24 protein-coding genes, 1 tRNA gene and 1 other RNA gene are annotated in these 24,253 nt (G+C 71.6%); 17 read left to right on the top strand and 9 right to left on the bottom strand.

From position 1 onward, the window contains the following. The first annotated feature begins 276 nt into the window (after positions 1–276). The 3 genes from pruA to Cs7R123_RS15230 all read left to right on the top strand — a co-directional run bounded on the left by pruA (position 277) and on the right by Cs7R123_RS15230 (position 3,671). Complete coding sequence (pruA, locus tag Cs7R123_RS15240; RefSeq protein WP_212827123.1) at positions 277–1,923, top strand: L-glutamate gamma-semialdehyde dehydrogenase; 1,647 nt, start codon at positions 277–279, stop codon at positions 1,921–1,923. 79 nt (positions 1,924–2,002) lie between these two features. Further along, the gene (locus Cs7R123_RS15235; RefSeq protein ID WP_212827121.1) at positions 2,003–2,875 is read left to right on the top strand and encodes a tryptophan 2,3-dioxygenase; all 873 of its coding nucleotides are present in this window, start codon (positions 2,003–2,005) and stop codon (positions 2,873–2,875) included. Between the two features lie 280 nt (positions 2,876–3,155). Next, positions 3,156–3,671, top strand: coding sequence for a PadR family transcriptional regulator (locus Cs7R123_RS15230; RefSeq protein WP_212827119.1), 516 nt, complete (start codon positions 3,156–3,158; stop codon positions 3,669–3,671). Here Cs7R123_RS15230 and Cs7R123_RS15225 read toward each other — a convergent pair. The 3 genes from Cs7R123_RS15225 to Cs7R123_RS15215 are packed head-to-tail and all read right to left on the bottom strand — an operon-like array spanning position 3,664 to position 7,099. Then, positions 3,664–4,662: an N-acetylglucosamine kinase gene (locus Cs7R123_RS15225; RefSeq protein ID WP_212827117.1), complete on the bottom strand. Its 999-nt coding sequence runs from the start codon at positions 4,660–4,662 to the stop codon at positions 3,664–3,666. The two genes, Cs7R123_RS15230 and Cs7R123_RS15225, sit on opposite strands and share 8 nt — an antisense overlap. Further along, positions 4,659–5,918: a 6-phospho-beta-glucosidase gene (locus tag Cs7R123_RS15220; protein WP_212827115.1), complete on the bottom strand. Its 1,260-nt coding sequence runs from the start codon at positions 5,916–5,918 to the stop codon at positions 4,659–4,661. Before Cs7R123_RS15220 ends, Cs7R123_RS15225 begins: the two co-directional genes overlap by 4 nt. Positions 5,919–5,944: 26 nt before the next feature. After that, positions 5,945–7,099 (bottom strand): ROK family transcriptional regulator, encoded by a 1,155-nt coding sequence (locus Cs7R123_RS15215; protein WP_244871840.1) that lies wholly within the window; start codon positions 7,097–7,099, stop codon positions 5,945–5,947. A gap of 220 nt (positions 7,100–7,319) precedes the next feature. Here Cs7R123_RS15215 and Cs7R123_RS15210 point away from each other — a divergent pair, with 220 nt between their 5' ends. The 9 genes from Cs7R123_RS15210 to ssrA all read left to right on the top strand — a co-directional run bounded on the left by Cs7R123_RS15210 (position 7,320) and on the right by ssrA (position 16,176). Continuing rightward, a complete protein-coding gene (locus tag Cs7R123_RS15210) occupies positions 7,320–8,582 on the top strand; it encodes an RNA-guided endonuclease TnpB family protein (RefSeq protein WP_212827111.1) in 1,263 nt (420 codons plus the stop codon). After that, complete coding sequence (gene prfB / locus Cs7R123_RS15205) at positions 8,579–9,691, top strand: peptide chain release factor 2 (RefSeq protein ID WP_280517299.1); 1,113 nt, start codon at positions 8,579–8,581, stop codon at positions 9,689–9,691. The genes Cs7R123_RS15210 and prfB overlap by 4 nt, the downstream gene beginning before the upstream one ends. A gap of 241 nt (positions 9,692–9,932) precedes the next feature. Then, positions 9,933–10,613 carry a cell division ATP-binding protein FtsE gene (ftsE, locus tag Cs7R123_RS15200; RefSeq protein ID WP_203689272.1) on the top strand — a complete coding sequence of 227 codons (681 nt, stop codon included), beginning with the start codon at positions 9,933–9,935 and terminating at the stop codon, positions 10,611–10,613. Positions 10,614–10,690: 77 nt separating this feature from the next. Further along, positions 10,691–11,566 carry a permease-like cell division protein FtsX gene (gene ftsX / locus Cs7R123_RS15195; protein ID WP_212827109.1) on the top strand — a complete coding sequence of 292 codons (876 nt, stop codon included), beginning with the start codon at positions 10,691–10,693 and terminating at the stop codon, positions 11,564–11,566. 154 nt (positions 11,567–11,720) lie between these two features. After that, positions 11,721–12,965 (top strand): M23 family metallopeptidase, encoded by a 1,245-nt coding sequence (locus Cs7R123_RS15190; protein ID WP_212827107.1) that lies wholly within the window; start codon positions 11,721–11,723, stop codon positions 12,963–12,965. A gap of 112 nt (positions 12,966–13,077) precedes the next feature. Beyond that, positions 13,078–13,554: an SsrA-binding protein SmpB gene (smpB, locus tag Cs7R123_RS15185; protein ID WP_212827106.1), complete on the top strand. Its 477-nt coding sequence runs from the start codon at positions 13,078–13,080 to the stop codon at positions 13,552–13,554. A gap of 119 nt (positions 13,555–13,673) precedes the next feature. Then, positions 13,674–14,444, top strand: a complete 771-nt coding sequence (locus tag Cs7R123_RS15180) for a cellulose binding domain-containing protein (RefSeq protein ID WP_212827104.1) — start codon at positions 13,674–13,676, stop codon at positions 14,442–14,444. A 118-nt stretch (positions 14,445–14,562) separates the two neighbouring features. Then, positions 14,563–15,720 (top strand): SRPBCC domain-containing protein, encoded by a 1,158-nt coding sequence (locus tag Cs7R123_RS15175; RefSeq protein WP_212827102.1) that lies wholly within the window; start codon positions 14,563–14,565, stop codon positions 15,718–15,720. An 83-nt stretch (positions 15,721–15,803) separates the two neighbouring features. Next, positions 15,804–16,176, top strand: a transfer-messenger RNA (tmRNA) gene (gene ssrA / locus Cs7R123_RS15170). Between the two features lie 55 nt (positions 16,177–16,231). Here ssrA and Cs7R123_RS15165 read toward each other — a convergent pair. Continuing rightward, positions 16,232–16,891: a response regulator transcription factor gene (locus Cs7R123_RS15165; RefSeq protein WP_212827100.1), complete on the bottom strand. Its 660-nt coding sequence runs from the start codon at positions 16,889–16,891 to the stop codon at positions 16,232–16,234. Further along, positions 16,843–18,816: a sensor domain-containing protein gene (locus Cs7R123_RS15160; RefSeq protein WP_244872008.1), complete on the bottom strand. Its 1,974-nt coding sequence runs from the start codon at positions 18,814–18,816 to the stop codon at positions 16,843–16,845. Before Cs7R123_RS15160 ends, Cs7R123_RS15165 begins: the two co-directional genes overlap by 49 nt. 136 nt (positions 18,817–18,952) lie before the next feature. Here Cs7R123_RS15160 and Cs7R123_RS15155 point away from each other — a divergent pair, with 136 nt between their 5' ends. From Cs7R123_RS15155 to Cs7R123_RS15145, 3 genes are all read left to right on the top strand, one after another. Next, positions 18,953–19,858, top strand: coding sequence for an ABC transporter ATP-binding protein (locus Cs7R123_RS15155; RefSeq protein WP_212827096.1), 906 nt, complete (start codon positions 18,953–18,955; stop codon positions 19,856–19,858). Then, positions 19,855–20,586, top strand: coding sequence for an ABC transporter permease (locus tag Cs7R123_RS15150; RefSeq protein WP_212827094.1), 732 nt, complete (start codon positions 19,855–19,857; stop codon positions 20,584–20,586). The genes Cs7R123_RS15155 and Cs7R123_RS15150 overlap by 4 nt, the downstream gene beginning before the upstream one ends. Positions 20,587–20,733: 147 nt before the next feature. Then, a complete protein-coding gene (locus tag Cs7R123_RS15145; RefSeq protein ID WP_212827092.1) occupies positions 20,734–21,000 on the top strand; it encodes a hypothetical protein in 267 nt (88 codons plus the stop codon). Here Cs7R123_RS15145 and Cs7R123_RS15140 read toward each other — a convergent pair. Then, positions 20,997–21,575: a nucleosidase gene (locus tag Cs7R123_RS15140; RefSeq protein ID WP_212827091.1), complete on the bottom strand. Its 579-nt coding sequence runs from the start codon at positions 21,573–21,575 to the stop codon at positions 20,997–20,999. The two genes, Cs7R123_RS15145 and Cs7R123_RS15140, sit on opposite strands and share 4 nt — an antisense overlap. A gap of 152 nt (positions 21,576–21,727) precedes the next feature. On the opposite strand from Cs7R123_RS15140, the gene Cs7R123_RS15135 reads away from it, so the two are divergent. Both Cs7R123_RS15135 and Cs7R123_RS15130 read left to right on the top strand, forming a co-directional pair. Next, a complete protein-coding gene (locus tag Cs7R123_RS15135; protein ID WP_212827089.1) occupies positions 21,728–22,348 on the top strand; it encodes a YqgE/AlgH family protein in 621 nt (206 codons plus the stop codon). Positions 22,349–22,537: 189 nt separating this feature from the next. Beyond that, a tRNA-Ala gene (locus Cs7R123_RS15130) sits at positions 22,538–22,610 on the top strand. Between the two features lie 112 nt (positions 22,611–22,722). On the opposite strand, the gene Cs7R123_RS15125 is transcribed toward Cs7R123_RS15130, so the two are convergent. The 3 genes from Cs7R123_RS15125 to Cs7R123_RS15115 form a co-directional block, all read right to left on the bottom strand. Beyond that, positions 22,723–23,175 (bottom strand): hypothetical protein, encoded by a 453-nt coding sequence (locus Cs7R123_RS15125; RefSeq protein WP_212829312.1) that lies wholly within the window; start codon positions 23,173–23,175, stop codon positions 22,723–22,725. A gap of 132 nt (positions 23,176–23,307) precedes the next feature. After that, on the bottom strand, positions 23,308–23,796 hold the full coding sequence (locus Cs7R123_RS15120) for a hypothetical protein (protein WP_212827087.1): 489 nt from the start codon (positions 23,794–23,796) through the stop codon (positions 23,308–23,310). A 35-nt stretch (positions 23,797–23,831) separates the two neighbouring features. After that, positions 23,832–24,179 carry a hypothetical protein gene (locus tag Cs7R123_RS15115; RefSeq protein WP_212827085.1) on the bottom strand — a complete coding sequence of 116 codons (348 nt, stop codon included), beginning with the start codon at positions 24,177–24,179 and terminating at the stop codon, positions 23,832–23,834. Positions 24,180–24,253 lie beyond the last annotated feature (74 nt).

Below are 24,253 nucleotides of genomic sequence, written 5' to 3'. Positions count from 1 at the left end.
TTGGTCTCCTGACGGGCGGCGGTGGGCCGGTCGCGGCCATGGTGCACGCCGCCGCGGCGAGCCCTGGTCGCAAGGGCCTGGGACGGCAGGCGAGGGGGTCGGGGTGCTCTGGCGACCTAGCCTAGCCATGCCGGAGGGATGGGTATCGTGGACCGGGAGGGCTGTCCCGGCCACGTGGAACGGATCACATGGCGGCGCCTGCCCGATGTCACGGGCGTGCTTTGCATGCGAGTATGCAAAAGAAGTTGACACCCCTTCCGATCGAAGGAGCCATCGATGGACGCCGTATCCCTGGTGCCCGACCCGCACAACGAGCCGGTGAAGACCTACGCCCCCGGCTCCGCCGAGCGGGCCAGCCTGCAGAAGCGGCTGAAGGAGCTGGCCGCCGACCGGGTCGATCTCGCGATGACCATCGACGGGCAGCAGCGTATGGGTGGCGGCCAGGCGATCGACGTCGTCCAGCCGCACAAGCACTCGCATGTGCTGGGAGTCACCCACAATGCCACCAACGCCGATGCGGTGGCGGCGGTGACGGCCGCGAAGAAAGCCGCCCCTCTTTGGCGTGATATGTCCTTCGACGACCGGGCGGCGATCTTCCTCAAGGCGGCGGATCTGCTCTCCGGGCCGTGGCGCGACACCCTCAACGGCGCCACCATGCTGGGCCAGTCCAAGACCGTCCAGCAGGCCGAGATCGACTCCGCCTGCGAGCTGATCGACTTCCTGCGCTTCAACGTGCTGTTCGGCCGCAAGCTGCTGGCCGAGCAGCCGGTCTCCTCGCCCGGGGTGTGGAACCGGTTCGACCACCGCCCGCTGGAGGGCTTCGTCTACGCGGTCACCCCGTTCAACTTCACCGCGATCGCGGGCAACCTGCCGGCGACCCCCGCGCTGATGGGCAACACCGTGCTGTGGAAGCCCGCGCACACCCAGCAGTTCGCGGCGCACTTCATCATGCGGCTGTTCGAGGAGGCGGGCCTGCCGCCGGGCGTCATCAACATGGTGACCGGCGACGGCCTGGCCGTCTCCGACGTGGCGCTGACCGACCCCGACCTGGCCGGCATCCACTTCACCGGCTCGACCAGGGTCTTCCAGCACCTGTGGAAGCAGGTCGGCGACAACATCGCCGGGTACCGGTCGTACCCGCGCATCGTCGGCGAGACCGGCGGCAAGGACTTCGTGATCGCCCACATGTCGGCCGATCCGGACGCGCTGGTCACCGCGCTGGTGCGGGGCGCCTTCGAGTACCAGGGCCAGAAGTGCTCGGCCGCCTCGCGGGCGTACGTGCCGCGCTCGCTGTGGGAGGCGGGCGTGCGCGACCAGCTCGCGGCCGACACGCGGTCGCTGACCTACGGCGACGTGAACGACTTCGCCAACTTCGGCGGCGCCGTGATCGACGGCCGGGCGTTCGCGCGGCACGCGGCGGCGATCGAGAAGGCCAAGGCGTCGGAGTCCTGCGAGATCCTGGTCGGCGGCACCGTCGACGACAGCGAGGGCTTCTTCGTCTCGCCGACGGTCATCGTCTGCGACGACCCGGCCAACGAGGTGTTCACCACCGAGTACTTCGGGCCGATCCTGGCCGTGCACGTCTTCGACGACGCCGACTTCGAGGCCGTGGTCCGGCAGGCCGAGAGCGTCGCGCCGTACGCGCTGACCGGCGCGATCTTCGCGCAGGACCGCCGGGCGCTGGAGTGGATGGCCAAGGAGCTGCGCTTCGCGGCGGGCAACTTCTACCTCAACGACAAGCCGACCGGTGCCGTGGTGGGCCAGCAGCCCTTCGGCGGCGGCCGGGCCTCGGGCACCAACGACAAGGCGGGCTCCTGGCACAACCTGATCCGCTGGATGTCGCCGCGGACCATCAAGGAGACCTTCGTGCCGCCGAAGGACCACCGGTACCCGCACATGGACACGGACAACCCCCGCGCCTGACCGGCCGCCGCACCACGCCGCACCTCCGGGTGCGGCGTGGTGCAATGCGCGCAAAACGGGTGAACGTTACGGTTGGTCGGTGACCTACCACCCGTCAGGTGACCGGGCCGGTGAGCACGCGGGAGACCCCCGCGGTCGCGCCGGCTCACCCAGGACCGGTGGGCAGGAGCCGGGCCGCGATTTCGGCGAGCAGGGCGGCCGGCTCACCTACGGGCGGTACCTGCGCATCCCGGAGCTGCTGGCGCAGCAGCGGCCCGAATCGCGGCCGCCGGCCCACGACGAGCTGCTGTTCATCACCATCCACCAGGTGTACGAGCTCTGGTTCAAGCTGCTCCTGCACGAGCTGGCCGACGCCCGCGACCACCTGCTGGCGGGCGAGACCTACCTGCCCCGGGTGCGCCTGGAGCGCTGCCAGGTGATCGAGCGGCTGCTGATGCAGCAGGTGGACGTCATCGACACGATGACCCCGCAGGACTTTCTGGAGTTCCGGACCAACCTCGCGCCCGCGTCGGGGTTCCAGTCGGTCCAGTTCCGGGAGATCGAGTTCCTGTCCGGCCTGAAGGACCCCGGCTTCGTCGAGCGCCTGCGCAATCTGGAGCCCGAGCAGCTGCGGCGGCTGCGCGCCCGGTTGGCCGAGCCGAGCCTGTGGGACGGGTTCCTGACGGTCCTGACCGCGTACGGCTTCGCGGTGGACACGCCCGAGCACCGGCTGGCGTCGCTGGCCGCCGTCGCGCACGACCGGGAGCGCTACGGCGCGCTGTGGGACCTCGCCGAGGCGCTGCTCGCGCACGACCAGGCGTGGGCGCTGTGGCGGGCGCGGCACGTGCTCATGGCAGAACGCCAGATCGGCACCAAACCGGGCACCGGAGGGTCGGCCGGGGCGCCCTATCTCAGATCACGACTTGATCTCAGGTTCTATCCGGACCTCTGGGCGCTGCGCGCCACCCTGTGAAGCAGGGCGAACACCGTACGTGCGAGAATTTGTCCGGTTGGTCGGATGTGGCGCGCGCGAATCATGGAAGATCATGGCAAGCGTCCGGAGTCCGACAAGATCGACACGCCGAAGGAATATGCGGCTTTTGGGTGATCGCGCCAGGGTCGGCAGTCCGAGGCATTAAACGGACATATTACTGTCTGATCAGACAGTCGAAGCTGGACTGTCCGGCGCGAACAGTCCACAGTGTATGAGCGATATCCTGGACAGAAGGCTGCGGAAGTGGCAGCGTTGAAGCATGGCAGAGGTAGGAATCAACGCTACTGCGGCGGCCGTGCTCGGTCTGCTGCATGATGGCCCGATGACCGGTGGTCAGCTCATGGCCGCCGCAGAACGCAGGCTCAGCCCGTACTGGTCCATGACGCGGTCCCAGGTCTACCGCGAGCTGCCGGTCCTCGCCGAGCTCGGTTACGTCAAGCTCGGCAAGCCCGGTCCCCGGGCCAGCCAGCCCTACGCGATCACCGCGGCGGGCAAGCGGGCCTTCGCCCGCTGGCTGAACGAGGAACCCGGCCGCGAGCTGGTGCGCAACCCGTACGCGCTGCGTGTCGCATTCGGATCCACGCACGCGACCAACCAGTTCGACTCGCTGCTCAACAGCGCGAACACCCACCACACCGAGGCCCTGGCGGAAGCCCGCGAGCAGGCCAAGGAGGCGAAGAAGGAAGGCGACGAGTTCACCGCAGCGGGGCTGGAGTTCGCCGTCGCCTACCACAAGGCGGCGCTGAACTGGCTCAAGAGCGCTATCGCTAAGTGAGCTGAGGCCGCGCCGTCGCCAGCGCCGCACGCAGCCCGGCCGCGGCGGCAGACGTCGCACCCAGCGCATCCAGGGCGAAGAGGCCCGCTCCCACCACCGGCGGCGCAGCCACGACGGCAAGCCGAGCAGCCGACGAGTGGGCCTTCACCCCTTCGTAGATCGCGTCGTTGAGCAGCGCGTGGCCGGCCCGCAGCACCCCGCCGCCGAGGACCACCTCGTACGGCAGGTCGCGCAGGCCGAGCCGGTCCGCGGCCACGGTAGCCATGGCCGTGATCTCCGACGCCTGCCGGGCCACCACCCGCCGGGCCACCGCGTCACCGGCGGCGGCCACCGCGAACAGCACCTCGCTCAGGCTGTCCAGCCGGGCGGCGGGCAGCTCACCCAGGTGCACCCCGGAGATCACCTCCAGCACCGTGTCCCGGCCGAAGTGGGCCGCCACCGCCTCCACCAGGGCGGTCGCGGGTCCGCGGCCGTCCTCGCCGCGGGCGGCGTGCCACATCGCCAATGACGCCAGGTGCTGGCCGCCGCCCCAGTCCCCGGCGATCATGCCGAGCGCGGGGAAGCGCGCCGTGCGCCCGTCGGCGGCGCGGCCGACGCAGTTGATCCCCGCGCCGCACACCACCGCGACCGCGTCCGGGCTGTCGGTGCCCGCGCGCATCAGCGCGAACGTGTCGTTGTCCACCCGGTACGACTGCGCCCAGCCCGTCGCCGCGATCGCCGCCGCGGCCACCTCGACCTCCAGCGGCAGGTCGACGCCGGACAGGTAGACCTCGGCCCGCGCCACCGGCACCGTCGGCGGCATCTCCGCCGCCCGCAGCGCCGCCGCGACCAGCCCGTCGACCAGCTTGACGGCCGCCTCGACCCCGAGGGTCTGCGGGGACGAGCCGGGGCCGCGGACGAAGCCGTGCACCCGGCCGTCGGTGTCGGCCAGCACCACGTCGGTCTTGGAGTTGCCGCCGTCGACGGCCAGGAACAGCTCGGTGGAGTTCATCGGGCCCACGCCAGGTGTGCGGAGTTGGCGGCCAGCAGCTTGCCGGTGAGCGCCTCGGCCTGCTCGTACTGGCCGACCAGCGGGTGGGCCAGCAGCGCGTCGTAGACCCGGTCGCGGCCGCCGTGCACCGCCGCGCGCACCGCCAGCTCCTCGTACGCCGCGACGCCGGAGATCAGGCCCGACATCAGCGGGGAGACCGGCGGGGCGGCCAGGGCCGTCGCGCCGTCGCCGTCGACCCGGGCACTCACCTCGATCACGGCCTCGTCCGGCAGGAAGGGCAGGTGGCCGTTGTTGCGCAGGTTGACCGCGTGCACGGCGCCGTCGCCGCTGACCAGCGAGGTGATCAGGCCCACCGCCGCCTCGGAGTAGAACGCCCCGCCGCGCTGCGACAGCAGGTCGGGCTTGGTGGAAAGGGCCGGGTCGGCGTACATGGTGAGCAGCTGCGACTCGATCGCGGCCACCTTCTCGCCCCGGGTCGGCGCCCCGCGCTCCTCGCGGACCACCAGGTCGTGGGCGTAGAAGTAGCGCAGGTAGTACGACGGGACGCTGCCCAGGCGGGTCAGCAGGTCGGCCGGCAGCTGGACCTGGTCCGCCAGCGCGGCCAGGTGCCCGGTCAGCAGCTCGGGCAGCCGGTCGACGCCGTTGACGTACGCGGCGCGCTCCCAGGTCAGGTGGTTGAGGCCGACGTGGTCCAGGGTGACCTGGCCCGGGTCGACGCCCAGCAGCGCCGCGAAGCGCCGCTGGAAGCCGATCGCGACGTTGCACAGGCCGATCGCCTTGTGCCCGGCGTCGAGCAGCGCCCGGGTGACGATGCCGACCGGGTTGGTGAAGTCCACGATCCAGGCGCCCGGGTTGGCCAGCCGGGCCGCGCGCTCGGCCACGTCGAGCACGACCGGCACCGTGCGCAGCGCCTTGGCCAGGCCGCCCGCGCCGGTGGTCTCCTGCCCGACGCAGCCGCAGTCCAGCGGGAACGTCTCGTCGCTGATCCGGGCGGCCTGGCCGCCGATGCGCAGCTGCACGACCACGACGTCGGCGCCGGACAGGCCGGCGTCCAGATCGGTGGTCCAGGTCAGCGTGCCGGGGTGGCCGTGGTGGGCCATCAGCCGCCGGGCGTACGGCCCGATCACGTCGAGCCGGTCGGCGGCCGGGTCGACCAGTGCCAGTTCGGTGACGTTCAGACTGCCGGCGAGCCGGGCGAACCCGTCGACCAGCTCGGGGGTGTAGGTGGAGCCTCCACCCACGACTGCGATCTTCATGTGGTCTCCGTGAGGGTGTGGTGCGGTCAGGCCGGGGTCAGCGCGTAGCGCAGCGAGTCGATGAGGGCTTCGCGCACCGCGCGCAGCCCGGCGTCCATGGCGCCCAGCAGCACCGCGTCGTCGGGCAGCGCGGTCACCGCCACCGGGGTGCGCAGCGGGGTGTCGCGGTGGAACGCCTCCACCACCAGCTCGCGCAGCGCGTCGCCGCCGGCCTGGGCCACCTCGCCGGCGAGCACCACCAGCGGCGGGTCGAGCAGGGCGGCCACGGCGGCCAGCGCCACCGCGATCCGGTCGGCCAGGTCGCGCAGGAACCGCGCGGACTCGGGCCCGGCGTCGGCCACGGCGGCGGCGACGGCGTCCTCGGCGGTCGGCCCGGCCAGGCCGTACGTCGCCGCCAGCGCGAGCACGGTCGGGCCGCCGACCAGCTCCTGCATGTCGCGGGGCTGGCCGCCCAGGCCGACCGGGACGTAGCCGATCTCGCCCGCGCCGCCAGTCGCGCCGCGCAGCAGCGACGGCCCGAGGTCGATGGCGCAGCCCAGGCCCGCCCCGAACCACAGCAGCACGAAGCTGTCGGTGCCCTTGCCCGCGCCGCGGTGGCGCTCGGCGATGGCGGCCAGGTTGACGTCGTTCTCGGCGGCCACGGTCAGTTCGAGCGCGGCGGCGAGGTCGCCGACCAGGCCCGGCCGCTGCCAGCCGGTCAGGTCGATGTGCCGGATGGTGTCGGTGCCCGGGTGGTACGACCCCGGCACGCCCAGCTGGAGGTGGGTGAGCCGGTCGGGGGCCAGCCCGGCGGCGGCGCACAGGTCGGCCAGGATCAGCCGGACGGTGGCCACCGGGTCGTCGGCGGCCGCCGCGAACCGCTCCTGCGGGTACTCGGCCTGGGCCAGCACCGCCCCGGTCAGGTCGCACAGCGCCGCGTCGTACGGCGCGTGGGCGGTCTCGGTGGTGTCGCGCACCGAGACGGCCGCGACGACGGCGGCGCCGGGGTTGATCGCGTACACCTCGGCGTTGGGCCCCGGGCCACCGCTGGTGTGCCCGACGACCAGCGCGAGCCCGGCCTCGGTCAGCGTGCGCAGCACGTCGGAGGTGGTCGGCTTGGACAGACCGGTCAGTTCCCGCAATTCACCCCGGGTGAGGGTGCCGCGGTCGAGCAGCAGCGCCAGCGTGGCACTCTCGTTCATGGCGCGCAGCAGCTTGGATGATCCAGCCAGCCGTGACACAACCCGCCCCCTGGGTTCATTGATCGTCGAGTTCATCGCTCGTTGAAAGAACGTTCGCAATTGGCAACCAACTTTACTATCTTGGTTGCCTGCCGGGTTGTCAAGCGCGGTCCCAGGCGCGTGGCGCGGCGGCATCTGCGGGCGGGTATGGAGTGTCGGAGGGTGTTGATAGCTTGCGGCCGTGACCGCACGGGTGAAGCGAGCGTTTCGGTACCGCTTCTATCCAACGGATGCGCAGGCGGCGCTGCTGTCGCGCACGTTCGGATGCGTGCGCAAGGTTTACAACCTGGCCCTGGCGGCCCGGTCCGAGGCCTGGGCCGATCGTCGCGAGCAGGTCGGGTACGGTGCGACTTCGGCGATGCTGACCGCCTGGAAAGCCACCGAGGAGATGGCTTACCTCAACGAGGTGTCGGCGGTGCCGCTGCAGCAGACACTGCGGCACCTGCAGACCGCGTTCGACAATTTCTTCGCCAAGCGCGCCCGCTACCCGCGGTTCAAGTCCAAGCGCAGGTCCCGCCGCAGCGCTGAGTACACGGCCAGTGCGTTTCGCTATCGTGACGGACGGCTGACGCTGGCAAAGATGTCCGAGCCGCTGAACATCGTCTGGTCACGTCCCATACCTGAAGGCGTACGGCCGTCGACGGTGACGATCAGCCAGGACCCGGCGGGGCGCTGGTGGGTGTCGCTGCTGTGCGACGACCCCACGGTCCGGCCGCTGCCTGTCATCGATCGGGCGGTGGGCATCGACGCCGGGATCGAGCACCTCCTCGTCCTGTCGACCGGTGAGAAGATCACCAACCCTAGGCATGAGCAACGCGACCGCAAGCGGCTCGCTCGCGCACAACGAAAACTCGCCCGAAAGGCCCCGGGTGAGGGCGCTAATCGGGCCAAGGCTCGGGTCAGGGTCGCCCGGGCGTACGCCCGCATCAGCGACCGGCGCCGCGACCACCTGCACCAACTAACCACTCGACTCGTGCGCGAAAATCAAACGCTCGTGATCGAGGATCTGCAAGTGCGCAACATGGTCAAGAATCACAGCCTGGCGCGAGCGATCTCGGACGTGGCCTGGCGGCAGTTGCGCATGATGCTGGAGTGCAAGGCGGTGTGGTACGGACGGAACCTCATTGTGGTCGACCGCTGGTTCCCTAGTTCGAAGCTGTGCTCGGCATGCGGTGTCCTCGCCGACCGGATGCCACTCGAGGTGCGGATTTGGACGTGCCGTTGCGGCACGACCCATGATCGTGACGTTAACGCCGCGAAGAACATCCTGGCCGCCGGGCTGGCGGTGTCGGCCTGTGGAGCCGGTGTAAGACCTCAACGGGACTCCTCCCGTGCGGGGCGGTCGGCAGCGAAGCAGGAAACCCCGAGGGTGACCAAGGGAGTCTCCGCCCAAGGGCGGGGGAGGAAGTCAACGGTGGCGGTCCCTACTAGTCTTGTGCTGTGACTGCCGACTACGCCGATCAGCTCAAGTCCCTCGACGCGACCATGCGCAACATCGAGTCCGTGCTCGACATCAACCGGCTGCGCCGGGACAAGGACCAGCTGGAGGAGGCCGCCTCGGCGCCCGATCTGTGGGACGACCAGGTCAAGGCGCAGGAGGTCACGTCGCGGCTGTCGTACGTCAACGGCGAGATCGGGCGGCTGGAGCGGCTGCGCGGCCGGATCGACGACGCCGGGGTGCTGCTGGAGCTGGCGCAGGCCGAGAGCGACGCCGGCTCGCTGGCCGAGGTCGGCACGGAACTGGCCTCGCTGGCCAAGGCGGTCGAGGAGCTGGAGGTCCGCACCCTGCTGTCCGGGGAGTACGACTCCCGCGAGGCGCTGGTGGCGATCCGGGCCGGCGCGGGCGGCGTGGACGCGGCCGACTTCGCCGAGATGCTGCTGCGCATGTACCTGCGCTGGGCCGAGCGCCACGGCTTCCCGACCGAGGTCTACGACACCTCGTACGCGGAGGAGGCGGGCCTGAAGTCGGCGACCTTCGCGGTCAAGGCGCCGTACGCGTACGGCACGCTGTCGGTGGAGTCGGGCACGCACCGGCTGGTGCGCATCAGCCCGTTCGACAACCAGGGGCGGCGCCAGACCAGCTTCGCCGGGGTCGAGGTGCTGCCCGTCGTGGAGCAGTCCGACCACGTCGACATCGCCGAGAACGAGATCCGCGTGGACGTGTACCGCTCCAGCGGCCCCGGCGGCCAGAGCGTCAACACCACCGACTCGGCCGTGCGCATCACGCACATCCCCACCGGCATCGTGGTGACCTGCCAGAACGAGAAGTCGCAGCTCCAGAACAAGGCGTCGGCGCTGCGGGTCCTCCAGGCGCGGCTGCTGGAGCGCAAGCGCCAGGAGGAGCAGGCGAAGCTGGACGGGCTGAAGACCGACGCGGCCGGCTCGTGGGGCGACCAGATGCGGTCGTACGTGCTGCACCCGTACCAGATGGTCAAGGACCTGCGCACCGAGTTCGAGACGGGCAACCCGACGGCCGTCTTCGACGGCGAGATCGACAGCTTCGTCGAGGCGGGCATCCGCTGGCGCAAGCAGCGCCAGCTCGAAACCGCCTGATCCGTTCCAGCGCCGTGAAGGCTGTCGTCGATCCGACGGCAGCCTTCGCCGTGTCGCGGGTACGCCGTCCGGGCGACACCCCGTACTAGTGCGCACCATCGGCTAGACGGGTCGTTCGACTACGCACCGTAAGCGTTGATCACGAGTCGATCACGGAATTTTCCAGGAACATTCACGGCAATACCGTCAAGCGAGCCACGCCGGACTTGGCGAAGCCGCAACACCGCGTAGACTCTCGCCCGTGATTCGACTTGAGCACGTGACCAAGACCTACCCGAAGGCGTCCCGGCCATCACTGGACGACGTGTCGGTCTCGATCGAGAAGGGAGACTTCGTCTTCTTCATCGGTCCGTCCGGCTCCGGCAAATCAAGCATCGTCAAACTCATGCTGCACGAGATCAAGCCCAACAAGGGCAAGGTCTTCGTGAACGGCAAAGAGATCAGCTCGATGCGCTCCTGGAAGATCCCCAGCTTCCGGCGCTCCATCGGCTGTGTGTTCCAGGACTTCCGCCTCCTGCCGAACAAGACGGCGTACGAGAACGTCGCGTTCGCCCTGGAGGTCATCGGCAAGTCCAAGGCGGTCGCGCGCCGGGTCGTGCCCGAGGTGCTGGAACTGGTCGGCCTGGGCGGCAAGGAGCACCGCTACCCGCACGAGCTCTCCGGTGGCGAGCAGCAGCGTGTCGCGGTCGCGCGGGCGTTCGTGAACCGCCCGCTGATCCTGCTCGCCGACGAGCCCACCGGTAACCTCGACCCGGACACGTCCATCGAGATCATGCGGTTGCTCGACCGGATCAACCGGACCGGCACCACCGTCGTCATGGTCACCCATGACTCCAACATCGTGAACCAGATGCGCCGCCGCGTCATCGAGATCGAAGGCGGCCGGATCGTTCGAGACCAGGCCCGAGGCGTCTACGGCTGATCGGCCGCGGGCCGTCCCCCGGCCCGCCCGCTGCCTGTCCTGACGATCTGACCGTATATACCGGAGGAATCCCCCCGATGCGTGCGAAGTATGTCCTCGCCGAGGTGCTGGTCGGGCTGTGGCGCAACGTCACGATGACGGTCGCCATGATCATCACCATGATCGTGTCGCTGACCATGCTCGGCGCCAGCCTGCTCATGTACATGCAGGTCGACGAGATGAAGGGGCACTACTACGAGCAGGTCGAGGTGTCCATCTACCTCGACAAGGGCGTCGCCGAGGACAAGGTCTCGGCGATCAAGACCCAGCTCGACAGCGACCCCCTGGTCAAGAGCGTCATCTACGAGACCCAGGAGATGGCGTACGAGAACTTCAAGCAGCAGTTCCGTGACACCCCCGACCTGGTCGCCGCGATCGGTCCGACGGAGCTGCCCGCCTCGTTCCGCGTCAGCCTGAAGGACCCGCAGCAGTTCGATAAGATCAACACCACCTACGGCGGCCTCGAAGGCGTCGACAACGTGGTGGACCAGCAGAAGCTGCTCCAGAAGATCTTCGACATCCTCGGCTCGATCCAGACCATGTCGCTGGTCGTCGCCGGTGCGATGGGCATCGCCGCGCTGCTGCTGGTGGCCAACACCATCCAGGTCGCCGCGTACAGCAAGCGCCGCGAGGTGGCCGTCATGAAGCTGGTCGGCGCGTCGAACTGGTTCATCCAGGCGCCGTTCGTGCTGGAGGCCGTGTTCGCCGCCGTGCTCGGCTCGCTCCTGGCCTACGTGATGCTGGTGGTCGGCAAGGTCGTGCTCATCGACCACAAGCTGGCCGCACTGACGGACCTGCTGCTGCCCGTGAGCTGGGGCAACGTCAACATGATGCTGCCGATCCTGGCCGGTATCGGGTCGGTCGTCAGCGCCGTCACCGCCTGGGTCACCCTGCGCTTCTACATCCGCGTCTAGTCGCGGACCGCACCGCAGACCGGCCCGCCCCGGGAGTCTTCTCCCGCGGCGGGCCGGTTTTTTGTCGCTCCGTACGTTCATGGTGCGTTTTTGTGGCGAATTGCCCCGTATCGACGCAGTAGGGTGAATCCCAGTCGAGATGCGGGAGGGTGCCGTGGGCTGGCGTCGACTCGTACCGGTGCTGCTGTGCGCCGTCGCGGTGGTCCTGACCGGGCTGCCGGCCACGGCCGCGCCCGACGACCCGAGCGACGACATGAAGCGCGCCGACAGGGAGCTGGCCAAGACCAGCGCGCTGCTGGAGTCGGTCTCCGAGCAGGCGCGCACCGCCGCGCGGCAGCTCGCCGAGACCAACGCCGCGCTGCCCGCCGCGCAGGAGCGCATCGTCACGGCCAAGGGGGCCGTCGTCGTCGCCGATACCAGGGCCGCCACCGCGCAGCGCAAGGCCGACGCCGCCACCGCGGCCTGGCAGGCCACCGACCAGCGGTACCAGGCGGCGGTGCAGGGGGTGGCGGCCGGGCGCGACCGGATGGCGCGGTTCGCCGTCGCGACCATGCACGGGGCCGACGTGGCCGAGTTCAACCTGCTGCTGGCGGCGACCCGGCCGCAGGAGTTCCTGATCCGCGGGGACCTGATCCGCCAGCTCGGCCAGATGCGCAAGGAGGCGATCGACGGCTACATGGTCGCCCGGCGCGACGCCAAGCAGGTCACCAACGAGGCCGAACTGCGGCGGCGTACGGCGGAGGAGGCCAACCAGGTCGCGCGGGCCGCGCTGAAGGAGGCGCAGGACGCCCGTGCCGAGGCCGAGCAGGCCGAGCGCGACCTGCGGGACCTGTCGAAGCGCCGGGAGAAGGCGGTCGCGGCCGCCGAGGCGGAGAAGGCCGACGTGCAGCGCCGCTACGACGAGGTCAAGCAGCAGAGCGAGGAGATCGCCGCCCAGCTGCGCGCCTGGCAGGAGCAGTACGGCCAGTTCGTGCCGGTGCTGCACGCCGGGGCCAAGCTGCTCATGCCGACGCGGGGCTGGAAGTCCAGCGACTTCGGCATGCGGTTCGATCCGTACTACCGCACGTGGCAGCTGCACGCCGGGGTCGACATCGCCGCCGACGGCGGCCAGCCGATCTACGCGGCGGCGGGCGGCACGGTGGCCACGGCGGGCTGGAACGGCGGCTACGGCAACTACACCTGCATCACCCACGGCCGCAAGGACGGGCACGTGATCTCCACCTGCTACGGCCACCAGTCCAAGATCCTGGTGTCGGTCGGGCAGAAGGTGCGCGGCGGCCAGCTCATCGGCCGGGTCGGCACCACCGGCGCCTCCACCGGCACCCACCTGCACTTCGAGGTACGCCGCGACGGCGACCCCATCCAACCCCTGGGCTGGCTCCCCGGCTGCCTCTGCTGAGCTGCTGGCCGGGCGGACGGAAGCCGCCGGTGGCCGGGCATATCCCGGTGCGGGTGCTTTGGGTGATCGGTATTGTTGGCGGGTTGCCCGATGTCGGTGAGAGGGGGCGGTCATGCCGCGGGAGCAGGGGCGCAAAGTGATCGCGTCCAACCGCAAGGCGTACCACGACTACACCATCCTCGAGACCGTCGAGGCGGGCATCCAGCTGATGGGCACCGAGGTGAAGTCGCTGCGGCTGGGCCGTGCCTCGCTGGTCGACGCGTTCGGCCAGGAGCGCGACAACGAGCTGTACCTGCACCAGCTGCACATCCCCGAGTACGTGATGGGCACCTGGACCAACCACGCCCCCCGGCGCACCCGCAAGCTGCTGCTCAACCACAAGGAGATCGTGCGTCTGATCACCAAGACGCGCGAGGGCGGCCTGACCCTGGTGCCGCTGTCCATGTACTTCAAGGACGGCTGGGCCAAGGTCGAGCTGGGGCTGGCGCGCGGTAAGAAGGAATACGACAAGCGCCAGGACATCGCCAAGCGGGACGCCAACCGCGAGATCAGCCGGGAGCTCGGCCGCCGGGCCAAAGGCCGCAGCTGAGTGCCGCAGCTGAGTGCGGCTGATTTCCGCCCGGTTACCAGCGGGTGGCGTGCCGACCGACCGGATTGGGTCGGATAGCTGATCGTCGGGCTGGCGCCGGGGCGGTAGCGTCGCCGGACGTGAGCAAGCATCGCCTTCGCGAGGACGACGACACCGCGCTGCTGCCGCCCACCGTGGAGGAGCTGGCCCGCAGTGAGCGCAGCCCGGACCGGGCCCGGCCCGGCCGGCAGCCGATCATCATCGGGCTGGCCACCGCCGCGCTGCTGGTCTCCGGCGCGGGCGCCTGGGCGCTGGTGAAGCCGTCCGGCGCCCCGGAGCTGTCATACCCGATGACCGGACCGTCCGCCTCGGGCGGCGCCGGGTTCGTCGACGGGTTCGGCGTGATGACGCCCAGCCCGGCGCCGACCTCGCCACCGCAGCCGTCGCACACCGCCCCGCCGCCGGGTTCGCCCAGCGCCGGGGCCAGCCCGTCGGTCGCCGCCAGCCTCGGCGGCTCGCCGTCGGCGGGCGCGTCGCCGGGCAGCTCCCCGGTGGGCGCCCCGCCCGCCGGCGGCGGCACGGGCGGCGCGCTGGCGGCGACGTACGCGATGAGCCCGTGGTGGAAGGGGTTCCAGCTCACCGTCACGATCAGAAACACCGGCAGCGCCCCGGCCGACTGGCGGGTGCGGATCAAGCTGCCCGCCGACGCCGTCGTCCCGATCTGGGCGGTCTGGTCGACGGTGCCCAGCGCCGGCCCGGACAACGTCTGGGAGTTCGCCCCGCAGAACGGCGGCAAGCTCGCCCCGGGCGCGTCGGTGTCGTTCGGCATGACGGGCACGCGCACCGGCACCGGCACCGACTTCGCGGTGGTCTCGTGCACCGTGGACGGCGGCACCTGCGCCGCGAACTGACGCGCGGCCGCCCGGATCCCCGCAGCGTGAACGAGGTTTCCTGCGGTTGACCATCGGGCGCCGGACGGACGCCGATCGGGGGCTGCGTTGACCACAGTGACGGCCCTATAGTCGGAGCGTGACTGAGCTGCGCATCGATGTGGACCTGGCGCACCCGCGGTCTCGGGTGTGGCGGGCGCTCACCGACGTGCGCCTGCTCGGCGAGTGGTTCATGCCCACCGACCTGGCCGCGGTGCCCGGCAACACGTATCGTGCGTTCCCGCCGCCGGGGCTGGCCGGGCTCGAATCCGCCTTCGACGCCGACGTCGTCGAGGTGGTCGAGGCCGAGCGGCTGGCCATGCACTGGCGCGACGACCACACCCATACCGAGATGACGTGGACGCTGGCCGAGACCGACGGCGGCTGCCGGCTGACGGTGGTGCAGGCCGGGTTCTTCGGGGTGGACGGGACCCGGCGGCGGCGCGAGCTGCGCCGGTCGTACCAGCTGCTGTTCGGCGAGCGGCTGCCCATCGTGCTGGACCGCCTCGCCGAGGGCGAGGTCGACCTCGGCGGCGTCGTGGCCGACCTGCACACGGTGATCCCGCGCCGCCGCGACACCGCCGTGCTGCCGCCCGCCGCGCGGCCCGCGCAGCCCGCGCCCAACCGGCGGATGCGGCTGCTCTCGCTGATCGGCGCCGCGATCCTGGTCGTGCTGGCCAGCTCGGCGGTGGCCGTGATGATCGGCAACAGCGGCGGCGGCGAACCGGTCGCGGCCGGGGAGGAGCACTACGGCGTGGGCCTCGGCGTGCAGCCCGGCGGCTCGGACGCCGCCACCACCGGCAGCCCCGCCGCGACGCCCGGCACCGTGCCGAACGGCACCGGCACCTCGGCGTCGCCGAGCCCGGTCGCGGCCGGCGGCACCCCGACCCCGATCCCGGAGATAACCGTCACAGCCGGGCCGGACGCGCCCGTGAACGCCACGTACAAGACGATCGCGCTGCTCGGGCTGGGCGGGTTCGACACCGAGGTGACCGTCCGCAACCCGGGCAACCGCGCCGCGGACGGGTGGACGGTCGTGCTGACCATGCCGGGTGACCGCGCGGTCGAGAACCGGTCGGCCACCCAGGTGCAGTCGACGCAGGCGGGCACGCAGGTGACGATCGTGCCGGTGGCGGCCTCGCGCAGCCTGGCACCCGGGGCCAGCGTCACCTTCTCGATCCGGTTCCCGGCGCTGCTGGCGGTCGGCCAGTCGGCCAAGGGCTGCACGATCAACGGGTTCGCCTGCGTCCGCGGCTGACACTCCGGATACCGGAATGACAGCGCCCGGGGCGGGCGTTAGGCTTGGGGTGCACGGTGCACCTCGCCGTGTGTTATCCCCACGGGGGTGACAGGTTTCGACATCGTACGTTGAGGCAGGAGAAGCGAGCCGAGGAAGCCGACGTCGTCTCGAAAATCGTCGTCGGAAACGTATAAGCGCCAACGCTAAGCGCGCTGACTACGCTCTCGTCGCCTGAGACGAGTAGCTAGTCTGTCGGTCCAGGAGAGCCCATGGCCTGGTCACCGGCATCAGCTAATGGGCTGGCCGAGATGGCCCCGTCGCGGGGCTGCCAAGGCGAGATCAATCGCGACTGGGCCCGTCACACCGTCTTGCTCATGTGATCGGTGGGGCCGAGTAGAGACCTAGTGAGCTGCGCTCGGAGAAGCCCTGGCGATGCGGCGATGGACCCGGGTTCGATTCCCGGCACCTCCACCGTCGAGGCCGGTGCCCACCACCAGGTGGGCACCGGCCTTCGCCGTTTCCGCCCCCGCTACGGGTGGGGGGAGGCGTCGGCGAGGTGGGCGAGGACGGCCAGGACGCGGCGGTTGTCGTCGTCGGACTGGGTCAGGTCGAGCTTGGTGAAGATGCTCGCGATGTGCTTGCCGACGGCGCCCTCGGAGACGTACAGGGTGCGGGCGATCGCGGTGTTGGAGCGGCCCTCGGCCATCAGCCCGAGCACCTCGCGCTCGCGGGCGGTCAGCGCCGCCACCGGCGCCTTGGCGCGTCCGCCGGACAGCAGCCGCGCGATCACGTCGGGGTCCATCGCGGTGCCCCCGGCGGCGACGCGGCGCACCGCGTCGAGGAACTGCCCGGCGTTGAGCACCCGGTCCTTGAGCAGGTATCCGATCCCGCCGGAGCCGTCGGCCAGCAGTTCGCGGGCGTACAGCTGTTCCACGTGCTGCGACAGGACCAGCACCGGCAGCCCCGGGATCTCGCGCCGGGCCGCCAGCGCCGCCCGCAGCCCCTCGTCGGTGTGCGTGGGCGGCAGCCGTACGTCGACGACGGCGACGTCGGGCCGGTGCGTGATCAGCGCGGCCAGCAGTTCCGGCCCGGTCTCGACGGCGGCGACCACGGTCGCCCCGTGCGCCTGGAGCAGCTGGATCAGACCCTCTCGGAGGAGGTAGAGGTCCTCGGCGAGGACGACGCGCATGGGATCTCCATGGTGAGCCGGGTGGGGCCGCCGGGCGGGCTGTCGACGGTGAGGACGCCGTCGAACATACCCAGGCGGCGCTCGATGCCGCTCAGGCCGCTGCCCCGGCCCGGGTCGGCGCCGCCCGCGCCGTCGTCGGCGACCGTGATCCGCAGCACGGTGCCGGCGGACATCGCCACGGCGATCGAGCCGGCCCCGGCGTGGCGGACCGCGTTGGTCAGCGCCTCCGCGACGGCGAAGTACGCCGCCGACTCCAGCGGGGCGCTCAGGCGGTGCGGCAGGTCGGCGGTGACGGTCACCGGCAGGGGAGTGTCCAGCGCGAGCGCGCGTACGGCGTCGGCCAGGCCGCGTTCGGCCAGCACCGGCGGGTAGATGCCCCGGACCAGCTCGCGCAGCTCCCGCAGCGCGGTGGCGGCCGAGTCCCGGCCCCGCGCCAGCAGCACCTTCGCGGCCGCCGGATCGGTGTCCACGAGCTGCTCGGCCGCGCCGAGGGTCATGCCCAGCGCCACCAGCCGGGCCTGGGCGCCGTCGTGCAGGTCGCGCTCGATCCGGCGCAGCTCGGCGGCCTGCGCGTCGACGGCGTCGGCGCGGGACCGGGTCAGGCTGGCCACCCGCTGCGCCAGCAGCGCACCCCTGGTCGGGGCGAGCAGCAGCGCGGTCCAGCGGCCGTGCAGCCGCAGCACCAGCGGGGCCAGGCGGCTGCCGACCACGGCCATCAGCAGGCCGACCGGGATCGCCGCGGTGGCGGAGCCGTTCAGCTTGCCGTACCAGTCGTCGCCGTACTCCGGGATGGGCAGCAGGTCCATCCACAGACGCGGCATGGCCAGGCCCCAGATGCCGTACACCACCAGGATCACGGGCGGGACCAGCAGGAGCAGCGCCGCGATCGGGTCGGTCTCCAGCCACAGCAGGTCGCGCCAGGTGGCCCGGTCCCGCGACAGCCACTCCATCCGCTGGTGGAACGCGGCCACCTGCTCGGTCTGGTAGAGGTGCTTGCCGACGCGGTACATCCCGTCGGGGCCGCGCTCCAGCGGCGGCCGGGGCAGGTAGGGGCGCGGCACGGGCACCCCGGACCAGGACCCCGCCAGGTGCCGCCGCCAGTCGGCGAGCCAGCGCATCCCGCTCAGCGCGGGCGGGATCACGAAGATCAGGCCCAGGCCGTACCCGAGGATCAGCCCGAGCGTGCTGAGCACCAGCACCGGCAGGCCGAGCAGGGTCAGCCCGAGCAGCGCCAGGAGCCGCACCGAGGCCAGGCCGTACCGCTGGAACCAGCCTTTGAGCAGGTCGCCGAGCGCGCGCCGCCAGCGGCCGCCCCGGGTGAGCAGGGCGCGGCTGACGTAGCCGCTGGCGCGTACCGCCCCGGGCGCGATCAGCGGGCCGAGCAGCAGCGCCAGGCAGCCGAGCACGATCGCGGCCGTGCCACGGTCCACCCCGGGCAGCGCCGCCCAGTCGGGCAGGCCGCGCCACAGCAGCAGCGGGCCGATGACGAGCAGGGCCGCGGGCAGCAGCGCCAGCGCGCCGCCGGTGACCGGGTGCAGCAGCTGCCAGCGCAGGTCGCGCCAGGTGCCGGTGTCGCCGAGCACCCACTCCAGCCGGGCCATGAACCGGGGTATCCGGGGCCCGCGGTAGAGCTGCCGGTCGTGGCGGTAGAGGCCGTCGGGCTGCCGCTGCGGGGGCGGCGGCTCGGGCACGTAGTCGGCGGGGGAGGGGATGCCGGTCCAGCGGTCGAGCCGGGTCCGGGCGTACCCGGTGAAGTGCCGCGCCAGCAGCAGCGGCCCCGGCAGCAGGAAGACCATGCCCAGCCCGAAGCCGGGCACGATCGCGACCAGCTGCCCGGCGAAGACCACCAGCCCGGCCAGCGCCAGGACCACCAGTTGCAGGCCGCGCAGCACCGCCAGGCCGTGTACGGCTGCCCGCTGTCTCATCACCGGGCCAGTCTGGCGGCCGCCGCGCCGATCGCACAGTGCCCGTGAGCCCCGCCATGGGGGTGGGGCTGGCACCACCCCCATCGTGGGGCCGGACGCATTACCGCGCCAGGTCGCCGGACCTAGCGTCGTCGCCATGACCGTCATCGAAGTAACCGACCTGACCAAGCGGTACGGCGACCGTACCGTCGTGGACGGGGTGAGCTTCACCGTCGCCGAGGGCGAGATCTTCGGCATCCTGGGCCGCAACGGCGCCGGCAAGACCACCACGGTCGAGTGCGTCAGCGGCCTGCGCCGCCCCGACGGCGGCACCGTGCGGGTGCACGGCCTCGACCCGCACCGCGACGCCGACCGCGAGCGGCTGCGCCGGGTGCTCGGCGTGCAGTTGCAGGAGGCGGCGCTGCCCGAGCGCATCCGCGTCGCCGAGGCGCTGGACCTGTTCGCCTCGTTCTACCCGGACCCGGCCGACCCGGCCCGGCTGCTGGCCGAACTCGGCCTGGAGCAGGCGCGCGGCACCGCGTACGGCAAGTTGTCCGGCGGCCAGAAGCAGCGGCTGTCGATCGCGCTGGCCCTGATCGGCTCGCCGCGCGTCGCGATCCTGGACGAGCTCACCACCGGCCTGGACCCACAGGCCCGCCGCGACACCTGGGCCCTGATCGAGCAGGTGCGGGCCCGGGGGGTGACCATCGTGCTGGTCACCCACTTCATGGACGAGGCCCGGCGGCTGTGCGACCGCATCGCCGTCATCCACGAGGGCCGGGTGGCCGCCGTGGACACCCCTGACGGGCTGGTGGGCCGGGTCGCGGCCGGGCAGCGGGTGCTGTTCCGCGCGCCGTCGGCCGTGGACACGGCGGCGCTGGCCGCCCTGCCCGGCGTCGACTCCGCGGCCCGCGAGGGCGGCGAACTGGTGGTGGCCGGGCGCGACGTGCTGCTGGCCGTGGTCACCGAACTGGCCCGCCAGGGCATCACCCCCACCGAGCTGCGCGTGGAGCAGGCCGGGCTGGAAGACGCGTTCATCGCACTGACGGAAGCGACGGCATGAACAAGCTGGTCCGGATGGAGGCGCGCCTGTTCCTGCGCGACCCCGCCGCGGTGATATTCGGCATCCTGCTGACCCCGCTGATCCTGGTGATCCTCGGCAGCGTCCCCGGCTTCCGCCAGCCCGACCCGGGCCTGGGCGGCCTCCGCGTGATCGACCTGTACGTGCCGATCCTCATCGCGATGGCGCTGGGCACGATCGCGCTGACGATGCTGCCCGCGCAGCTGGTCACCTACCGCGAGCGCGGGGTGCTGCGGCGGCTGTCGGTCACCCCGGCCCGGCCGCGCGACCTGCTCGCGGCGCAGCTGCTGGTGCACCTGGTGCTGATGGCGCTCGGGACGGCGGCGGTGCTGGTGCTGGGGCGGCTGGTGTTCGGGGTGGCGCTGCCGGGCAACCCGGTGGCGTGGGTGCTGGCGCTGGTGCTGTCGGCGGCGGCGCTGTTCGGGATCGGGCTGCTCGTGGCGTCCGCCGTGCCGGGCGTCAAGGTGGCGCAGGGTATCGGCTCGGTGCTGTTCTTCCCGATCCTGTTCTTCGGCGGGCTGTGGGTGCCCCGCGAGGCGATGCCGCCGGGGCTGCGCCACGTCAGCGACCTGACGCCGCTGGGCGCCGGGGTGCAGGCGATGGGCGACGCCGCCGTGGGCCACTGGCCGCAGCCGCTGCACCTGGCGGTGCTGGCCGGATACATCGTGGTCACCTGGCTGCTGGCGATCCGGCTCTTCCGCTGGGAGTAGCGCGCACCGCCACCTGTCCGGCCGTGCCGCGCGCCCGGCCGGGCAGGTGGCTGAACGTTCGTTCAAACATGGGCAAAGGGTGGACATCGCCGCGAACCGGCGTGACCATCGAACGTAAGGACGTTTCGCGGTCGGCGGGGGTGAGCCATGGCCACCGATCCACTGGACGAGATGAGAGCTGCCGTGCTCGGGCCCGCACACGGGCTGGGCGAGGTCGTCAGGGACGCTCCGCGCCTGGTCCACCGGGTGCGGGCGCTGGAGGACGACCGGCGCGCCCTGCTCGACGCGGTGTCGGCACGCCCGCTGGACCACGGCACTGAGGAGCGGCTCGCCGAGCGGCTCGTCGCATACCGGCAGCACAGCGCGGACGTGCTCTACCAGGCATACGGAATCGACCTGGGCGGGGAGACCTAGGCCGCGCGGACGTCTCCCGCCAGCCACGCGCCCAGCGCCTTCGAGCACTCGCTCACCGCCGCGTTCCAGCTCCGGAACGCCTGCCCGTCTGCTTCGTCACTGACCTGCTTGACCAGGCGCACCGGCACGCCGAACGCCGAGGCGGCGGCGGCCACGGCGTAGCCCTCCATGTCGACCAGCGCCGCCGAGCGGGCGAGCGCGGCCCGCAGCTGCGGGTCGGAGACGAACACGTCCCCCGTGGCCAGCACGGGCCCCTGGCCGGCCAGGTCGATCGGAGCGCCGAACGTGTGCCCGGTCAGCGCCGTGATGCCGCTGGAGTCGAAGTCGTGCTGCACCACCCGGCTGACCAGGTGGATGCCGGTCAGGCCCGGGTGCAGCGCGCCGGCCGTACCCAGATTGATGATCTCGCGGGGCCGCGGCCCCGCCGCCAGCGCCCGGGTCACCGACAGCGCCGCCTGCACCTTGCCGACCCCGGTCAGCAGCACCGGGTACGGCGAGTTCAGGTGCTCGGCCTCCTCCGGCAGAGCCACGGCGAGCAGTGGCAGGTCGGGTCGGATGGCACCGGTCAGCAGCATCCGCAAAGTGTAGGACTATCGCGTTACGGCGATGGCCGTCCGCCGCCGCGCCCGGGGCAGACGCTGTCCAATCGCCGACAGTGGCGATATCCGCCGCAGAAGCCGTGTCGAGACCCTAACCATGCCGGGTCCGGGCGGATATCGTGCCAGTCATGGCGTCGGGAGAGCCACACACCACGTGGCATGACAAGGCGGGGAAAGGTTCGGGGCGATACGGGGTGGAGTCACTGACCGGGCACCTGCTGGTTGCCCTGCCCACACTGAACGACCCGAACTTCGAGCGTACGGTCGTCTTCGTGCTGGCCCACGAGGCCGACGGAGCGCTGGGGGTGGTGCTGAACCGGCCCACCGAGGCCCCGGTGGGCGACGTCCTGCCGGGCTGGGAGTCACTGCTGCGCGAGCCCGGGGTCCTCTTCGAGGGCGGCCCCGTCGGCACCGACTCGGCGATCTGCGTGGCCCGCGCCCGCGCCGGGGTGGCGGGCTTCGTCGGCTTCAGCCGCGTGATGGGCCAGATCGGGACCGTGGACCTCAGTCGCGACCCGGCCCGGGTCGGCCAGCGCCTGGAGTGCGTCCGGGTCTACCACGGCTACGCCGGCTGGGCCGCCGGGCAGCTCGAACAGGAGATCACCGAGGGCTCCTGGCTCGTCTTCGAGGCCCTCCCCAGCGACCCCTTCCGCACCCAGCCCGAAGACCTGTGGCCCCTGGTCCTCCGCCGCCAGGGCGGCATCACCTCCGCCCTGGCCAACTACCCCCCCAACCCCACCCTCAACTGACCCCCCCGCCGTCGGGCAGGCCTGCACCGTTGATCATGAACTTATGGTCGGGGTCGACGGTGTGTCATGCCCGTGGGGCCGTGATCAACACGCCGGGGGATACCCGTTTTTGCAGGGGGGCCGGGGCCGTGTACTATTTCGCAGGTGCCCGGGACACGGAAACGGCAAACGGGGACTTACCAGTAACAAGGGGCCGTGGCGCAGCTGGTAGCGCACCACACTGGCAGTGTGGGGGTCAGGGGTTCGAGTCCCCTCGGCTCCACCGGAGAGAGAACGCCCGGGTCGAAAGACCTGGGCGTTCTTTTTTGTATGAACGTGCGGGATGTGGATCGGCTGTGCCCGCCGGTCGACGAGCGCAGCCGATCGGAACGCGGTCAGGCCGCCGAGCAGGCGGCGGTCAGCTCCGCGATGGCGGCTTCCAGTTGCTGCTTGCCGGGCTTGGCGGTGGCCGATTTCAGGTATGCCTCGCCCAGCCGCATCATCTCCTGCTGGACCTTGTCGGCGGCCGCGCCGACCGTCGCGTTCGCGCCGATGGAACCCACGATGACCGCGGCCGAGCCCGCGCTCCACTGCGCACTCACCGCGAGGTGCCCGGCCGGCGGGCCGATCTTCTCGGCCTCGGCGACCTTGTCCGCGTTCTCTTTGATGGTCTTCGTCAGGTCGGCGCAGGCCTTCGCGGTGGCCGCGTCGTCGGCTGTGGCGGCGCTCGCGGTCACCGGTCCCGTCGCGGTGGCGGACGGCTCCGATCCGGATGACGAGTCGCATCCCGACAGCGCGATCGTCGCCGCGACGACCAGGCTGCTCACTACGATCCTGGTTCGGTTCATCGTCGTTCCCCCATGATGATCATGGGGCCGCACGCTACCAGGCCGAGGCCGGCTGGGTTGTCCCGCAACGGATGCGATGGTTACGGACTGTCCTGACCAGGGGGATTGCGGGTGGCGGTGATCGTGCGGGGCTTACCGGCCCCCGGTTGCCCCGGCGCGGGCCAGCGCCGCCACCGCCTCGATCCGGTCCGCGTGGCGCTGTGCGCCCTGTTCTGTCGCCGCCGCCTGCCATGGCAGCAGGACCGACGTGGTCGGTGGTGCGGTCAGGTGCCGCGGGTCTGCCGTGCGATACACGATCACCGGGGCCCAGTAGCGGCCGCCACGGCCGTTGGACTGCCCGACCACCGGCACCCGGACCACGTCCGCGGCCGGGATCCGCCACGTCCGGGCCATGCCGCGCACGACCAGGAAGGGCGGCTCGGCGTACACGCCGGCGCGGATCGCCCGCACCGCGAGCGCCACGGCACCGGCCGCCCACAGCAGTGCCGCCAGGACGCCGAGCGGCGCCGACTGCGCTCCGACGAGCAGGAGCAGCAGCACCGCCCCGCCCGCTGCCGCGACCAGTGCGGTCGCCGCCATCAGCCCGTTCTGCCACCCGCTGCGTGCCGTGCCTTCGGCCATGCGCCCCAACGTAGCGGCGCGCGGCAAGCGGGCGGTCAGCTCGCCGGGGTGCCGCTGCCGGGGTCCTCGGGCTTCGGCGGCTCCTTGCCGCTGCCGCTGCCGCCGTCACGTACCCCGTCGAACCAGCCGCGGACGTCGTGCCCGGCCGACCCGATGGTGTTGGAGACCGCGTCGGCGAGCAGGTGCCCCACGTTGCGGACGTCGGCGCGCACCGCCTCGTCCTGTACGGCGTTGCCCGCGGTCTTGAACAGATCCTCGACCGCGGTGCCGAGCTTGATCAGCGCGTCGGGCCACTCGCCGGGGCCGGACTGCTCGAAGTGCAGCTTGAGCTTGAGCCCGAGCCCCTGAAGACGGTCGCCGATCTCGTTCCACTCGTTGGTCATGGTTCCAGGATGCTCCGCCGAGGCAACCGGCAGCGGGCGCAAAAGGGGCGGCGGGGTGAACGGGGGCGCCGTAC

Origin of the sequence: Catellatospora sp. TT07R-123 (genome assembly GCF_018327705.1) — a bacterium.
In the GTDB taxonomy this organism is placed as follows: Bacteria; Actinomycetota; Actinomycetes; order Mycobacteriales; family Micromonosporaceae; genus Catellatospora.
This window is presented reverse-complemented; position numbering and strand designations above follow the sequence as displayed.

What these genes read in the sequence shown, in the direction of transcription:
- Cs7R123_RS15140 (WP_212827091.1), bottom strand. Translation starts at nt 21,575, where the DNA reads ATGCTGCTGACCGGTGCCATCCGACCCGACCTGCCACTGCTCGCCGTG.
- Cs7R123_RS15155 (WP_212827096.1), top strand. Translation starts at nt 18,953, where the DNA reads ATGACCGTCATCGAAGTAACCGACCTGACCAAGCGGTACGGCGACCGT.
- Cs7R123_RS15135 (WP_212827089.1), top strand. Translation starts at nt 21,728, where the DNA reads ATGGCGTCGGGAGAGCCACACACCACGTGGCATGACAAGGCGGGGAAA.
- Cs7R123_RS15225 (WP_212827117.1), bottom strand. Translation starts at nt 4,662, where the DNA reads ATGAACTCCACCGAGCTGTTCCTGGCCGTCGACGGCGGCAACTCCAAG.
- Cs7R123_RS15165 (WP_212827100.1), bottom strand. Translation starts at nt 16,891, where the DNA reads ATGCGCGTCGTCCTCGCCGAGGACCTCTACCTCCTCCGAGAGGGTCTG.
- ftsX (WP_212827109.1), top strand. Translation starts at nt 10,691, where the DNA reads ATGCGTGCGAAGTATGTCCTCGCCGAGGTGCTGGTCGGGCTGTGGCGC.
- Cs7R123_RS15215 (WP_244871840.1), bottom strand. Translation starts at nt 7,099, where the DNA reads ATGAACGAGAGTGCCACGCTGGCGCTGCTGCTCGACCGCGGCACCCTC.
- Cs7R123_RS15120 (WP_212827087.1), bottom strand. Translation starts at nt 23,796, where the DNA reads ATGGCCGAAGGCACGGCACGCAGCGGGTGGCAGAACGGGCTGATGGCG.
- Cs7R123_RS15150 (WP_212827094.1), top strand. Translation starts at nt 19,855, where the DNA reads ATGAACAAGCTGGTCCGGATGGAGGCGCGCCTGTTCCTGCGCGACCCC.
- Cs7R123_RS15230 (WP_212827119.1), top strand. Translation starts at nt 3,156, where the DNA reads ATGGCAGAGGTAGGAATCAACGCTACTGCGGCGGCCGTGCTCGGTCTG.
- smpB (WP_212827106.1), top strand. Translation starts at nt 13,078, where the DNA reads ATGCCGCGGGAGCAGGGGCGCAAAGTGATCGCGTCCAACCGCAAGGCG.
- Cs7R123_RS15145 (WP_212827092.1), top strand. Translation starts at nt 20,734, where the DNA reads ATGGCCACCGATCCACTGGACGAGATGAGAGCTGCCGTGCTCGGGCCC.
- Cs7R123_RS15220 (WP_212827115.1), bottom strand. Translation starts at nt 5,918, where the DNA reads ATGAAGATCGCAGTCGTGGGTGGAGGCTCCACCTACACCCCCGAGCTG.
- Cs7R123_RS15115 (WP_212827085.1), bottom strand. Translation starts at nt 24,179, where the DNA reads ATGACCAACGAGTGGAACGAGATCGGCGACCGTCTTCAGGGGCTCGGG.
- Cs7R123_RS15160 (WP_244872008.1), bottom strand. Translation starts at nt 18,816, where the DNA reads ATGAGACAGCGGGCAGCCGTACACGGCCTGGCGGTGCTGCGCGGCCTG.
- pruA (WP_212827123.1), top strand. Translation starts at nt 277, where the DNA reads ATGGACGCCGTATCCCTGGTGCCCGACCCGCACAACGAGCCGGTGAAG.
- Cs7R123_RS15125 (WP_212829312.1), bottom strand. Translation starts at nt 23,175, where the DNA reads ATGAACCGAACCAGGATCGTAGTGAGCAGCCTGGTCGTCGCGGCGACG.